Below are 11977 nucleotides of genomic sequence, written 5' to 3' on the forward strand. Positions count from 1 at the left end.
GGGAATTCAGCCCCTCAGTCCCATTCCAGGCCGCCGCGACGCCAGACGTAGGCGTAGGCGACGAAGACCGTGAGCACGAAGAGCAGCATCTCGACGAGCCCGAAGATCCCCAGGGAGTCGAAGGTGACCGCCCAGGGGTAGAGGAAGACAACTTCGATGTCGAAGACGATGAAGAGCATCGCCGTCAGGTAGTACTTGATCGGGAAGCGACCGCCGCCGGCCGGTGTGGGCGTGGGCTCGATACCGCATTCGTACGCCTCGAGCTTCGCCCGGTTGTACCGTTTGGGACCGATCAGCGTGGCCATGACCACGGAGAAGATCGCAAACCCTGCGCCGAGGGCGCCGAGCACGAGGATGGGCGCGTAGGCATTCACGCTCCTCGCTCCTTCCAGTCGTCCTTGACCGTTGGACCGCTGCGCCGGCCGGTGGAAGATCACGTACATGTGAGGCAGTTCACAAGCCGGACTGCTGCGCATCCTATGCCCGCCGATCTGTGATCTGCGACACGGGTGACAACACCGAGTTTGTGATCTCCACCACCTGACGAACGATCATGAAGTCCGATGAGTGGTGATCTACGCACGCGAAGCATCCATGTGATCACCAAAGGTGACATCCGAGCCCGTTACCCCAGGTAGAAGGAGCCCTGCCCTATCAAACGATGTGGGTGGCAGGCAAATTTGCAAGATCGCGCCAATGGCTGTAAAGGGATCCGCGTCGCCCGGTCGGGGGAGGCCCCGGGGACGGGAGTGGACGCGTGCATCCGTTCACGATCTCCGGCCGGTGCCGGAACGATCTTCCGGGCGGGCCGACCCCGCCCCCGCAACCCCTCCGAGGCGTCCTCCGGACCCCTCACGCTCACGGCATGCTCACGACGAGATCACGAGCGGGCCACAGGGCCCGCACGGCGAGACTCTCCTGTGACCTGCACCACACCGAATCCGTGACTCCGAAAGCGGGCTTGGCCAACAGTGCGCCGGGATGGTAGGCCCCGGGTCAATTCGGACTTATTACTGAAACCCCATGATCACAGCCTTGTGAAGGGGTGTCCGATACGTCCGTTACGGCGTCAATAAGACGCGCCGGGTGTCCGGTTCGCGCCGCCTGGCGCGCAACTGTGGCGCAGACCACGTTTCTTGAAGGGAACCCAGGCCCCCTGATAGCGGTTGTTCTCATGTCCCACACCGCTCACATACCCAGCCACCGGAAGCCCCGTCGCAGCGCCTCGAAGCTCGCGGTGCGCGCCGGAGTTGCCGGTGGCGTCCTCAGCACCCTGGCGATGGCCGGCACGGCGAGCGCGTCCCCCGCCGAGCCCGTGACCGAGACGCTCGAGATGCCGGTCCTCAACCTGGACCTGGCCGCCGAGGTGTCCTCCGCCGTCACCACCGCCGCCGACAACACCCGTGCGGCCGCCGTCAACGGGGAGCTGCAGGCCGAGGAGGAGAGCGCCCGCACCGGCGCCGCCGCCGAGGCGAAGCAGGCCAAGGAAGCGGCCGAGAAGAAGGCGAAGGAGGAGGCGGACCGCAAGGCCGAGGCCGAGCGCGCCACCCGCAACGCCGCCCGCACCACGCTGCAGAACGCCTCCGCCTCGGGCGAGATGGGCGAAGGCACCGTGACCGCCCCGGCGACCGGCTCCGCCGCCGCCATCGTGAACTTCGTCCGCGCGCAGGTCGGCAAGGCCTACATCAGCGGCGCCACCGGCCCCTCCGCGTACGACTGCTCCGGCCTCGTCCAGGCCGCCTACCGCAAGGCCGGCATCTCCCTGCCGCGCGTCTCCCAGGACCAGTCCGCGGAGGGCACCTCGGTCTCCCTGAGCGCCCTGCAGCCGGGCGACGTCCTGTACTGGGGCTCCCGCGGCAGCGCCTACCACGTCGCCATCTACGTCGGCGGCGGCAAGTTCGTCGGCGCGCAGAACCCCAGCACGGGCATCGTCGAGCGCAACCTGAGCTACGACCGTCCGACGGGCGCCGTCCGCATCCTCTGAGCCCTCTGAGCCCTCTGAGCCCGCTCCGGCGGGGCACCACGGCACGGCACACGGCGAAGGGCCGGTACTCCCCCGCTCGGGGGTGGAGTACCGGCCCTTCGCCGTGCTGCGGCCCCGCGGCGGCTCAACCGAGCCGGTGGCCCGCGGCGGCTCAGCGGCGGCTCAGCCGAGCTGCGCCGCCAGCTTGAAGCGGGCCTCGCGCTGCCGCTCGTACAGCGCGAGCGTCTCGGCGTGCTGCTCCACGAGCCGCTCCTGGTAGGCCTTCTCGACCGCGGCCCAGATGCCGACCAGGTTCACCTCGCGCTTGCACGCCACGTCGGCCTTGGCCGCCGCTACGGCCTTCGGCCCGGAGAGCTCGTCCTCCAGCCCGAGCTTCTCCACGACCTCGTAGGGCGTCGGGATACCGCCGTATCCGGACGAACCCATACAGGCCGACCACTTGGCGAGGACTTCCGCGACCCGGGAGTCCCCCTTGGCGCGTTCGTGCGCCTCCGAGGCCAGGCCGAACGCGAACAGCAGGTCCACGCTGTCCTTCGTCGGCGCGTACAGCTTGCGGTAGCCCTCCCGGCCGCAGCCGCCGGCCGGGACCTTGATCCCGCCGACCTCGATCCCGCTGTCCACCGCGGCGGCCTCCTCCTCGCTCTTGGCATCGGGGGCCTTCGCGCCCTGCGCACCGCCCGGGGCCTCGCCGTGCAGCACCGTGTACGCGGCGTCGCTCAGCTGCGGCGGCGGCGGCTTGGCCGGACGCCCGGCGCCCGCGGTCTTGTCGTACCCGTGGGCCGCCGCGTACTCCGGATCGGCCAGGCCGTAGAGGTAGCGGTGCCGGTCCTCGGGGGTGCCGCCGCCGGTCGGCGCGGCGGCCGTGACCCCCTCGTAGGTGAACCCGTAGCGGGCCATGCACCGCGCGACGAACCCCTCCTGGACCCGGCCCATGCGGGCCGACTCGGCCTCGGTGTCCGTGTACGCGTCCATCGGCAACGCGATCGAGGCGGTGGCCGGGGACACGGCGACGGGACCGAGCTCGGGCTCGCCCTGCGCCCCGCCGCCGTCCCCGCCGGAGCAGCCGGCCAGGAGGGCGGCCGCCAGCAGGACGGCGGTCGGTGCGAGGGGTCGGCGCACGCGCGGGCCCGGTCGGCCGGCACGGGGCCGGCGGGAAGGGCGGGGACGGTGGACAGTGCGCATCGGATCGGGTTCCTCCGCCCGGATCAGGCGTGGAGGGTGTAGGTGGCGGAGCTGATCTCGTTCTTGAAGGTGCTGGATGCGTTGCCCTTGTAGTTGCTGGGGATCTCGCCGACGTTGCCGTCGAGGCCCGCGTCGGTGCCGACCTTCCAGGCGTACACGTCCCGGTTCCAGTAGGACTCGGTGTTGTCGTTCACGTTCTGGCCGGCGCCGGAGCAGCCGGACTTGAAGTAGTTGTCGCTGAAGTTGAGGTCCTCGCCGTACAGGTCGAAAACGCAGCCGCTCTGGTACGTCGTCCAGAACAGGCCGAACTCATTGACCTCCAGGTTCCCGTCCTTTCCGTAGGCGGCCGACGGGCCCGCGACGGCCAGAACGGTCGCGCAGGCCGAAAGGACGGCCGCGCAGCCGACGGTGATTCTCCGCATTCCCTTGTCCATTTTTCGCTCCTCATTCCTCGGTGCTGTTGATGGCGGGCCGCAACGGATTCATGACGGTGCGTGCCCGGCCAGGGATTCAACAGGCGAAACCTGCATCAGGAAAGAGCGTTTCTCACCTGATGGACAGTCATTTCTGTTGCCTGATCGGTAACTTGTGCTGATCAGGACAAGTCCCTACTATCGGCCGACGCACGCCGCCGGGCATCCTCCGGACGCGGTCGCGCACTTTCTCATCTCTCTCGGTCTGGGGAATCACCGTCGTGCACGCACGCAATATCGCCGCCGCCCTGCTCCTGCTGACTTTTTCCCTGACTGCATGCAGCGGAGACAAAGAACCGAAGGCGAGTGACAGCCCGGCGCCGAGCGCCGCGGAAATCGCCTACTTCGACTGCCTGGAAAAGCAGGGCGTCGCCGTCGTCCACACCGATTCCGGGGTCCCGCGCGAGGACAAGACCAAACCCTGGAACGAAGCCGCGCACACCGCCTGCGCCGCGCTGAACCCGGCACCGAAGACGCCGGCCCCGCCCACCGCGGAGGAACTGGCCGCCGCCCGCAAGCAGTCGGAATGCCTGCGCGCCGAGGGTGTCACCTGGTACCCGGACCCCGACCCGGCCACCGGCGAGATCGACCAGACCAAGGCCACCCCCGAGCAGTGGGCCGCCCTCAAGACCCAGCACACCGCGGCCCTGGCGAAGTGCCGTCCGGCCAGGTGAGCGCACTCGACCGGGGGCGCCGGGCCGTTCTCGCGGTGGTCGGCGCGGCCGCGCTGATGGCCGTCGGCGGGCTGGTGGCCACCACGCTGGTGAAATCACCCGCGCAGGTCGCCGCCGAGACCGGGCCGCCCGTACAGCGCCCGCTGACCGCCGAGGTCGAGCAGCGCGTCCTCGCCACCAGGGTCGTCATGCGCGGCACCGTCACCGCCGACCAGAGCGTCGCCGTCTCCCCGCAGGGCATGCGCTCCGGCGAGGGCGCGGGAGCGGCCGTGGTGACCAAGCTGCCGCTGAAGGCCGGGGACGCCGTCACGGCCGGGCAGCTGCTCGCCGAGGTGTCCGGGCGGCCGGTGTTCGCCCTGCACGGCGGCCTGCCGATGTACCGGGACCTGCGGCCGGGGGCCACCGGCGACGACGTCGCACAGCTGCAGAAGGCGCTGCGCTCCCTCGGCCACGACCCGGGCGGGGACGCCAAGGGCGTCTTCGGGCCGGGTACGAAGGCGGCGCTGGCGGCCCAGTACAAGGCCATCGGCTACGAGCCGCTGCCCGCGGTCGCCGACGGCGGGGCGGCGCTCAAGGCGGCGCGCGAGGCGGTCCGCTCGGCTGAATGGGCCGTGGAGGACGCCGAGGGCCGGGGCGGCGGGGCCCAGGGCGACGGCGCAGCCACCGGGACCGCCACCGGCAAGCCGGCCGCCGGGGCCACGGCGGCGCCGACGGCCACTGCCGCCCCCACCGCCGAGGCCGCGGCCGGCTCCAAGGCGCCGGCGGGCGCAGGCGCGAGGGACCTGGCCCGGGCCCGCCAGGCCCTCGTCGAGGCCCGGGCCGCGCTCCGGGCCGCGGAGGCCGCCGACGGGCCGATGCTGCCCGCCTCCGAGGCGGTGTTCCTCTCGGGCTTCCCCGCCCGCGTCGACTCGATCGGGGCGCAGATCGGCGCCCCGGCGACCGGGGCGGTCCTGACCGTGTCGGCCGGGGAGCTGGTGGTGGAGGCGTACCTGAAGGACGACAAGAAGCAGCTGCTGCGCGCCGGGATGCCGGTGGTGATCTCCTCCGAGGCCGTCGGCACCGACCTCCGGGGCAAGGTGGCCCTGGTGGCCGCCGAGCGCTCCTCCGGCCGGCCCGGGGGCGCGCAGCAGGGCCAGGGCGGCGGCCAGGACGCCAAGGGCGGCGGAGCCGGTCCCGGCGGCGGGAGCGGCGCGGCGGACCTCGGCCACCGGATGGTCGTCCGCGCCGAGGGGGCGCTGCCGGCGGCCCTGGCCGGGCAGGACGTACGGCTGACCGTGGAGTCCGCCGCCACCGACGGCGCGGCCCTGGTGGTGCCGGTCACCGCCGTCTCCGCGGGGGCCGACGGCCGCACCGTCGTCACCGCCGTCGCCCCCGACGGCAGCGCGCGGCACCGGGTGGAGGTCCGCACCGGCACCACGGGCGACGGCTTCGTCTCGGTGACCCCGACCCGGCAGGGCGCCCTCACCCCCGGCACCCGGGTGATCGTCGGGACCGCCGCGGGCCCCCGCAAGGATGCCCGCCGGTGACGCGGCCGCCCGTGATCGAGTTCCGGGGGGTCGGGCTCACCTACCCCGGGACGCCCCCCGTGGCGGCGCTGCAGCCGTGCGAGCTGACGGTGGAGCGAGGGGAGTTCATCACCGTCGTCGGACCCTCCGGCTCCGGGAAGTCCACCTTCCTCAACGTCGCCGGGCTGCTCGACGCGCCCACCGCCGGCCGCTACCTCCTCGACGGGATCGACACCGCCGCCCTGCCCGACCGGGAGCGCACCGCCCTGCGCGGGCGGCGGATCGGGTTCGTCTTCCAGTCCTTCCACCTGCTGCCCCACCGCTCGGCCCTGGAGAACGTCACCCTCGCCATGCTGTACACCGAAGTGCCCCGCGCCGAACGCCTCGTACGGGCCCGCGACGCCCTCGACCGGGTCGGGCTCGGCCACCGCGCGGACGCCGTCCCGGGCCGGCTGTCCGGCGGTGAGCGCCAGCGCGTGGCCATCGCCCGCGCCCTGGTCTCCGAGCCCTCGCTGCTGCTGTGCGACGAGCCCACCGGCAACCTCGACTCGGCCAACGCCGGCTCGGTCCTGGCCCTGCTGGACGAACTGCACGCCGCCGGCATGACCGTCCTGGTCATCACCCACGATCCGGCGGTCGCCGCCCGCGGCCGCCGCACCCTGGCCATCCGCGACGGGCGGGTGTCCGGATGAGGGCCCGTACGCCGCCCGCGCCGTCGGGCAGCGCCGTCCCCCTGACCCGGCTTTCGGTCCGCGACGCGGTGTCCGAGGCCGTCGCCGGCATGCTGCGCCGCCCCGGCCGGGCGGTGCTGACCGCCCTCGGCACCGTCCTCGGCGTCGGCAGCTTCGTGGCGGTGCTCGGCCTGACCGCCACCATCTCCTCCCAGATAGACGGCCGGTTCACCGTCCTGACCGCCACGGAGGTCACCGTCGAGGACGTGGCCGGGCAGCACGACGAGTTCGCGGCCCCCGCCTTCCCCGCGGACGCCGAGGGCCGCCTGCGGCAGGTGGCGGGCATCGCGCACGCCGGGGTGCTGTGGACCGTACGCCTGGACGCGAAGACCCCGATCGCGGCCCTGCCGCCGTCCGCGGGCCCCGCCGCAGGCACCGCAACCGGCACCGGCGGGATGTCGGTCGTGGCCGCCTCCCCGGGGGCCGTCGCCGCCCTCGCCCCGGTCCTCGGCCAAGGCCGGCTCTACGACGACTTCGCCGAGCGGACCCGCCAGCGCGTCGCCGTCATCGGCAGCGGCGTCGCCGACCGCCTCGGCATCACCACCCTGGCCACCCGGCCCGTCGTGTACGTCGGCCAGGAGCCTTTCACCGTGGCGGGCATCCTGGCCGACGTCGGCCGCAAGCCGGAGCACCTGATGTCGGTCCTGGTGCCCCGGGCCACCGCCGAGGAGCTGTGGGGCCCGCCGGGGCCCGCGCAGGCGACCCTGCTCATCGACACCGAGCTCGGCGCCGCCCGGCAGGTCGCCGAGCTCGCCCCGCTCGCCCTGCGCCCGGACCACCCCGAGCACCTGAAGGCCGTACCGCCGCCCGACCCGCGGATGCTGCGCTCGGCCGTGACCTCCGACCTCAGCGCGCTGTTCCTGCTGCTCGCCGGGATCTGCCTGGTCATCGGCGCGGTCGGGATCGCGAACACCACGCTCGTCGCCGTGCTGGAGCGGACCGGGGAGATCGGGCTGCGGCGGGCGCTGGGGGCCCGCGGCCGCCACATATCGGCGCAATTCCTCCTCGAATCGGCCACCTTGGGCGCGCTGGGCGGGCTGGTCGGCACCTCGCTGGGCGAACTCACCGTGGTCGCCGTGTCCTTGGCCCGCGCCTGGACCCCCGTGATCCACCCGCTGACGGTCGCCGCCGCCCCGCTCGCCGGACTGCTCACCGGCCTGCTCGCCGGTGTTCACCCCGCGTTGCGGGCGGCCCGTGTCGAACCGGCCGAGGCCCTGCGAAGATAGCCGGGTGCAGTCGAGCGTACGGATCCGTGGAGGTGGTGGTCCCGTGGACACCGGACCGTACGAGGACCACGGCAGCGCCGCTCCCGGGGGCGACCCCACCGCGGCCCCCGCCGCGGCCGGCCTCTTCCTCCTCGCCGCCGGCGGCTTGCTGCTGAACACCACCCGCCCCTGGCACAAGCCGGGCCACCCGGCCCTGCTCGGCCTCACCTGGACCGTGGCCCTGGCCATGCTCCTGTGGGGCGCGACCCTCCTCACCCGCTCCATCCGCGCGACCCACGGTCCCACCGCCCCGCCGCAGGACCCCGCCGCACTGGACGAGCCGCCCCGCCCCGGGGATTTCCCGACCCGGCCCGCCTGACCGCCGCTGCGCGGAGCAGCGGCAGCGGGCCGGGGCAGCGCGGCCCGGGGTCAGGCCCTCGGGGCCACCTTCGACAGGCCGTTGATGATGCGGTCCATCGCGTCGCCGCCCGCCGGATCGGTCAGGTTGGCCAGCATCTTCAGCGTGAACCGCATCAGCACCGGGTGCGTCAGGCCGCGCTGCGTGGCGACCTTCATGACCTTCGGGTTCCCGATCAGCTTCACGAAGGCGCGGCCCAGCGAGTAGTAGCCGCCGTAGGTCTCCTTGAGCACCTTCGGGTAGTTGTGCAGCGCCAGCTCCCGCTGCGCCGGCGTCGCCCGGGCCACGGCCTGCACGATCACGTCGGCCGCGATCTTCCCGGACTCCATCGCGTAGGCGATGCCCTCGCCGTTGAACGGGTTGACGAGCCCGCCCGCGTCACCGACGAGCAGCAGCCCCTTGGTGTAGTGCGGCTGCCGGTTGAACGCCATCGGCAGCGCCGCACCGCGGATCGGCTGCGTCATGTTCTCCGGGGTGTAGCCCCAGTCCTCCGGCATGGACGCGCACCACGCCTTGAGCACCTCGCGCCAGTCCAGCTCCCGGAAGGCGGAGGAGGAGTTCAGGATGCCGAGGCCGACGTTCGACGTGCCGTCGCCCATGCCGAAGATCCAGCCGTAGCCGGGCAGCAGCCGGTCCTGCGGGCCGCGCCGGTCCCACAGCTCCAGCCAGGACTCCAGGTAGTCGTCGTCGTGCCGCGGCGAGGTGAAGTACGTACGCACCGCGACGCCCATCGGCCGGTCCTCGCGCCGGTGCAGGCCCATCGCCAGCGACAGGCGCGAGGAGTTGCCGTCGGCCGCGACGACCAGCGGGGCGTGGAAGGTGACCGGGGTCTTCTCCTCGCCCAGCTTGGCGTGGACGCCGGTGATGTGCCCGGTCCGGGCGTCGCGCACCGGCTCGCCCACGTTGCACCGCTCGTACAGCCGGGCGCCCGCCTTCTGCGCCTGCCGGGCCAGCGTCTCGTCGAAGTCGTCGCGCTTGCGCACGAGTCCGTAGTCCGGGAAGGAGGCGAGTTCCGGCCAGTCCAGCTGCAGCCGCTGCCCGCCGCCGATGATCCGCAGGCCCTTGTTGCGCAGCCAGCCGGCCTCTTCGGAGATGTCGATGCCCATCGCCACCAGCTGCTTCGTCGCCCGCGGCGTCAGGCCGTCACCGCAGACCTTCTCGCGCGGGAACGCCGTCTTCTCCAGCAGCAGGACGTCCAGTCCGGCCTTGGCGAGGTAGTAGGCGGTGGTCGAGCCGGCGGGCCCGGCCCCGACGACGATCACGTCCGCGGAGTGTTCGGAGAGGTGCTCGGTCACTGCGGGGTCTCCCGAAGGCTCGAATAAGGGTGCCGGGCGGCACAGGACATGTGCAGTCTATGCAGCAAGAGAGATCGCGAATCCGAAGGGTTACCTGATGACAACCTCGCCGACGTCGTCGACCCGGCCGCTCCCCGCGGTGCAGCTGCGGGTGCCCACCGACGAGGACGCGCACGCCTGGCACCGCGTCTTCGCCGACCCCGCCGTGATGGAGTTCCTCGGCGGGCCGGCCGAGCTGTCCGCGTACGAGGAGTTCACGGCGCGCCAGCGGATGCACGACGCCCAGCTCGGCTACTGCCTGTGGACGCTGCTGGACGACGGCGGCGAGGTCCTCGGCTTCACCGGCGCGCAGCCGTGGCCCGCCGAGAAGGCGTGGGGCCCCGTCGGCGAGATCGAGATCGGCTGGCGGCTCGCCCGTACGGCCTGGGGCAAGGGCTATGCGTACGCAGCGGCGCTGGCCACCCTCGAACAGGTGCGGGCGGCCGGTGTCCCGAAGGTGGTGGCGATGATCGACGCCCGCAACACCCGGTCGCTGGCGGTCGCCGAGCGGCTCGGGATGCACCTGGCGGAGGAGTTCACCTCGCCGGGCGGCAACCCGGGCCGCCGCTACGAGCTCTCCCTGGAGGACGCGTAAGGGGGCGGGCCGCGGTCAGAAGACCGACAGACCCGTCAGGGTCGTGAACCGGTCCAGCGCCGCCACGCCCGCCACGGAGTTGCCGCGGCTGTCCAGCCCCGGGCTCCACACCGCGAGGGAGCACAGGCCCGGGACGACGGCGACGATGCCGCCGCCGACCCCGCTCTTGCCGGGCAGGCCGACGCGGTAGGCGAACTCGCCCGCCGCGTCGTACGTCCCGCAGGTCATCATCACCGCGTTGATCTGCTTGGCCTCGCTGCGCGTCAGCAGCCGCGAGCCGTCGGCGCGCAGCCCGTGCCGGGCCAGGAACAGCCCGGCGCGGGCCAGGTCGGCGCAGCTCATCTCGATCGAGCACTGCCAGAAGTAGTGGTCGAGCAGGGCAGGCACCGGGTTGTCCATGTTCCCGTACGAGGCCATGAAGTGGGCCAGGGCCGCGTTGCGGTCGCCGTGCTCGTGCTCGGAGGCGGCGACCTCGGCGTCGAAGCCGATGTCCGGGTTGCCGCTCTCCTTGCGCAGGAACTCCAGCAGCTCGCTGCTCGCGTCGCCGGTCAGCGTCTGCAGCCGGTCGGTGACGACGAGGGCGCCCGCGTTGATGAACGGATTGCGCGGGATGCCGTTCTCGTACTCCAGCTGCACCAGCGAGTTGAACGGGTTGCCCGACGGCTCGCGGCCCACCCGCTCCCACAGGCTGTCACCGCCCTCGGCGAGCGCCAGCGCCAGCGCGAAGACCTTGGTGATGGACTGCGCCGAGAACGGCACCTGCCAGTCCCCGACGCCGAAGACGTTCCCGTCGAGGTCGGCCACCGCCATCCCGAACCGGCGCGGGTCCACCGTCGCCAGGGCCGGGATGTACTCGGCGGGCGTACCGCTGCCGACCAGCGGGGCCACGTCCGCCGCGATCCGCTCCAGCAGCCCCGCGTGGACGAGCGGCCCGGTGTGCACCGCCACGGCGGGTCAGGCCTTGACGCCGCGGTGCAGCGCGACGATCCCGCCGCTGAGGTTGCGCCAGGCGACCTTCGACCAGCCGGCCTTCTGCAGCAGCGCCGCCAGCGCCGGCTGCTCGGGCCACTCCCGGATCGACTCGGCGAGGTACACGTACGCCTCCGGGTTGGAGGACACCGCGCGGGCCACCGGCGGCAGGGCGCGCATCAGGTACTCCATGTACACCGTCCGGAACGGGCCCCACGTGGGCTGCGAGAACTCGCAGATGACGACTTGGCCGCCGGGCTTGGTCACCCGGTACAGCTCGCGCAGCGCGGCGTCGGTGTCCTGCACGTTGCGCAGGCCGAAGGAGATCGTCACGGTGTCGAAGACGTCGTCCTTGAACGGCAGCCTCGTCGCGTCGCCGGCGGTCAGGGGGAGCCAGGCGTGCCGCTTCTTGCCCTCGCGGAGCATGCCGAGGGAGAAGTCGCACGGCACGACGTACGCGCCCGTCGCGGCGAACGGCAGCGAGGAGGTCGCGGTCCCCGCGGCCAGGTCCAGCACCTTGTGCCCCGGGCGGGCGGCGACCGCCTTCGCGACCTCCTTGCGCCACAGGCGGGCCTGGCCGAGGGAGAGCACGTCGTTGGTGAGGTCGTAGTTCGCCGCCACGCCGTCGAACATGGAGGCGACTTCGTGCGGCTGCTTGTCCAGGGAAGCGCGGGTCACTGGCGTGGGCCCCTCAGGTTGGTCTCTGCGTACCGCCCCATCCTCTCAGGCCCCACCGCCGGGCCCTGCCCCGCCCGCCGGGTCCCGCTGCGCGGAGCCGTTCCCCTCCCCGCCCCTTCCCGAAACCGGGCTCCGCCCGGACCCGTCAAAGATCGGGGGCTCCGCCCCCGGACCCCGCGCCTCAAACGCCGGCGAGGCTGGATGAATCCAGCCCGCGCGGCGTTTGAGC

Annotated in this window: 13 protein-coding genes; 7 read left to right on the forward strand and 6 right to left on the reverse strand. The window is 72.8% G+C overall.

Features of this window, described 5'->3' with window-relative positions; translation table 11 throughout:
- Window positions 1–14: 14 nt before the first annotated feature.
- Window positions 15–374, reverse strand: a complete 360-nt coding sequence (locus ABZ924_RS23075) for an NADH-quinone oxidoreductase subunit A (RefSeq protein WP_030028256.1) — start codon at window positions 372–374, stop codon at window positions 15–17.
- Between the two features lie 800 nt (window positions 375–1174).
- On the opposite strand from ABZ924_RS23075, the gene ABZ924_RS23080 reads away from it, so the two are divergent.
- Window positions 1175–1984, forward strand: a complete 810-nt coding sequence (locus tag ABZ924_RS23080) for an NlpC/P60 family protein (protein WP_361912819.1) — start codon at window positions 1175–1177, stop codon at window positions 1982–1984.
- 162 nt (window positions 1985–2146) lie between these two features.
- Here ABZ924_RS23080 and ABZ924_RS23085 read toward each other — a convergent pair whose 3' ends face one another.
- Together ABZ924_RS23085 and ABZ924_RS23090 are read right to left on the reverse strand one after the other, a co-directional pair.
- On the reverse strand, window positions 2147–3103 hold the full coding sequence (locus ABZ924_RS23085) for a hypothetical protein (protein WP_361912822.1): 957 nt from the start codon (window positions 3101–3103) through the stop codon (window positions 2147–2149).
- 86 nt (window positions 3104–3189) lie between these two features.
- Window positions 3190–3600, reverse strand: coding sequence for a hypothetical protein (locus ABZ924_RS23090; RefSeq protein WP_361912824.1), 411 nt, complete (start codon window positions 3598–3600; stop codon window positions 3190–3192).
- Between the two features lie 260 nt (window positions 3601–3860).
- Here ABZ924_RS23090 and ABZ924_RS23095 point away from each other — a divergent pair, with 260 nt between their 5' ends.
- The 5 genes from ABZ924_RS23095 to ABZ924_RS23115 are packed head-to-tail and all read left to right on the forward strand — an operon-like array spanning window position 3861 to window position 8133.
- A complete protein-coding gene (locus ABZ924_RS23095; protein WP_361912827.1) occupies window positions 3861–4313 on the forward strand; it encodes a hypothetical protein in 453 nt (150 codons plus the stop codon).
- Window positions 4310–5839 carry a peptidoglycan-binding domain-containing protein gene (locus tag ABZ924_RS23100; protein WP_361912829.1) on the forward strand — a complete coding sequence of 510 codons (1530 nt, stop codon included), beginning with the start codon at window positions 4310–4312 and terminating at the stop codon, window positions 5837–5839. Before ABZ924_RS23095 ends, ABZ924_RS23100 begins: the two co-directional genes overlap by 4 nt.
- On the forward strand, window positions 5836–6510 hold the full coding sequence (locus tag ABZ924_RS23105) for an ABC transporter ATP-binding protein (protein ID WP_361912832.1): 675 nt from the start codon (window positions 5836–5838) through the stop codon (window positions 6508–6510). Before ABZ924_RS23100 ends, ABZ924_RS23105 begins: the two co-directional genes overlap by 4 nt.
- Window positions 6507–7775, forward strand: coding sequence for an ABC transporter permease (locus ABZ924_RS23110; protein ID WP_361912835.1), 1269 nt, complete (start codon window positions 6507–6509; stop codon window positions 7773–7775). The genes ABZ924_RS23105 and ABZ924_RS23110 overlap by 4 nt, the downstream gene beginning before the upstream one ends.
- Before the next feature lie 43 nt (window positions 7776–7818).
- Window positions 7819–8133, forward strand: a complete 315-nt coding sequence (locus tag ABZ924_RS23115) for a hypothetical protein (protein ID WP_361912838.1) — start codon at window positions 7819–7821, stop codon at window positions 8131–8133.
- Window positions 8134–8183: 50 nt separating this feature from the next.
- On the opposite strand, the gene ABZ924_RS23120 is transcribed toward ABZ924_RS23115, so the two are convergent.
- Entirely contained in the window at window positions 8184–9467 is a 1284-nt protein-coding gene (locus ABZ924_RS23120) for a geranylgeranyl reductase family protein (protein ID WP_361912842.1), read from the reverse strand.
- A 97-nt stretch (window positions 9468–9564) separates the two neighbouring features.
- Between ABZ924_RS23120 and ABZ924_RS23125 the strand changes: the two genes are divergently transcribed.
- A complete protein-coding gene (locus ABZ924_RS23125) occupies window positions 9565–10101 on the forward strand; it encodes a GNAT family N-acetyltransferase (RefSeq protein ID WP_361912845.1) in 537 nt (178 codons plus the stop codon).
- A 15-nt stretch (window positions 10102–10116) separates the two neighbouring features.
- On the opposite strand, the gene ABZ924_RS23130 is transcribed toward ABZ924_RS23125, so the two are convergent.
- Window positions 10117–11049, reverse strand: coding sequence for a glutaminase (locus tag ABZ924_RS23130; protein WP_361912848.1), 933 nt, complete (start codon window positions 11047–11049; stop codon window positions 10117–10119).
- 6 nt (window positions 11050–11055) lie between these two features.
- A complete protein-coding gene (locus ABZ924_RS23135; RefSeq protein WP_361912851.1) occupies window positions 11056–11748 on the reverse strand; it encodes a demethylmenaquinone methyltransferase in 693 nt (230 codons plus the stop codon).
- Between the last annotated feature and the right edge of the window lie 229 nt (window positions 11749–11977).

Origin of the sequence: Streptomyces sp. NPDC046876 (genome assembly GCF_040645035.1) — a bacterium.
GTDB lineage: Bacteria > Actinomycetota > Actinomycetes > Streptomycetales > Streptomycetaceae > Streptomyces.

What these genes read in the sequence shown, in the direction of transcription:
- ABZ924_RS23110 (WP_361912835.1), top strand. Translation starts at nt 6,507, where the DNA reads ATGAGGGCCCGTACGCCGCCCGCGCCGTCGGGCAGCGCCGTCCCCCTG.
- ABZ924_RS23080 (WP_361912819.1), top strand. Translation starts at nt 1,175, where the DNA reads ATGTCCCACACCGCTCACATACCCAGCCACCGGAAGCCCCGTCGCAGC.
- ABZ924_RS23090 (WP_361912824.1), bottom strand. Translation starts at nt 3,600, where the DNA reads ATGGACAAGGGAATGCGGAGAATCACCGTCGGCTGCGCGGCCGTCCTT.
- ABZ924_RS23125 (WP_361912845.1), top strand. Translation starts at nt 9,565, where the DNA reads ATGACAACCTCGCCGACGTCGTCGACCCGGCCGCTCCCCGCGGTGCAG.